Annotated in this window: 1 protein-coding gene; it reads left to right on the forward strand. The window is 59.8% G+C overall.

Annotation, left to right across the window (positions count from 1 at the left end; translation table 11 throughout):
* The first annotated feature begins 1 nt into the window (after position 1).
* Entirely contained in the window at positions 2-1,294 is a 1,293-nt protein-coding gene (locus tag BO74_RS21105; RefSeq protein ID WP_496445372.1) for an IS5 family transposase, read from the forward strand.
* The last annotated feature ends 22 nt before the right edge of the window (positions 1,295-1,316 follow it).

Consider the following 1,316-nt stretch of genomic DNA (forward strand, 5'->3'; position numbering starts at 1 on the left):
ACTGATCAACCTCAAACATCCGTTGGTCAAATTGGCCGAGTTGATTGATTGGTCAGTCTTCGAAGCCCGCTGGGCAGTGTTCTTTCCTTCCCGTACCGGGCGTCCGGCCAGTTCGCCGCGATTGATCGCGGGTTTGCTCTACCTGCAACACACGTTCGCCTGCTCGGATGAGGATCTGGTCTGGACGTGGGTCGAGAACCCGTACTGGCAGCACTTCTGTGGCGAAACCTACTTCCAGCACGAACCGCCGATTGACCCCTCGTCGATGACCCGCTGGCGCCAGCGGGTTGGTGAAGAAGGTGTTGAGTGGTTGCTGACCGAAACCATCGAAGCCGCCCGCCGGGGCAAGGTGGTCAAGGCCAAGAGTTTCGAGAAGATCATCGTCGACACCACGGTGATGGAAAAAGCCGTGGCTTACCCGACCGATAGTCGCCTGCTCGAACGCGGCCGGCAGCATCTGGTGAAACTGGCCGGCGCCCTGGGCATCACCCTGCGCCAGAACTACAACCGCGAAGCGCCCCGACTGGCCGCCCAGGTGGGACGGTACGCCCATGCCAAGCAATTCCGGCGCATGAAGGCTTGCCTGAAATCCTTGCGCACCGTGGTCGGACGAGTCTGGCGTGACATTGATCGTAAACTGGATCGCCAGGACGAAATGCAATGCGCGAAGGCAGCCAGCATCCTGGCGCGTGTCAAACGACTGCTGGAACAAAAACCCAAAGACAAAAACAAGCTCTACAGCCTGCACGCCCCGGAGGTTGAGTGCATTTCCAAAGGCAAGGCGCGCCAGCCGTACGAATTCGGCGTCAAGGTCACCGTCGCCACCACACACAAGGAAGGTCTGGTGGTCGGTATGCGCAGTTTGCCTGGCAACCCCTACGACGGTCACACGCTGCCGGAAGCCATCGAGCAGGTGAGCCTGCTCACCGCACAGAAACCGAAGGCAGTGTTTGTCGACAAGGGCTATCGGGGCGTCAGCGTTGATGGCGTGATGATCCGGCGCAGCGGCCAGAGGCGCGGTGTCACCCCGTCCATCCGGAAAGCCATTCATCGACGAAGTGCCGTTGAACCCGCGATCGGGCACATGAAAAACGAAGGCAAGTTGCGTCGAAATTGGCTCAAAGGCAGCCTCGGCGATGCCTTGAATGCCGTGCTTTGCGGCGCCGGCCACAATCTCCGAATGATCCTGAGAGCCATCCGGCTTTTTTACGTCTGGATGCTGTGCTTCTCCATTGCCGACACCAATCGCCGGCAAGCGCCGCGCCCCGAATTTCGCCCCTTCGCCGTGCTTTGAAGTCGGTTATTCAGGACGGACT

The sequence above is a fragment of the Propionivibrio pelophilus DSM 12018 genome, from assembly GCF_059569095.1.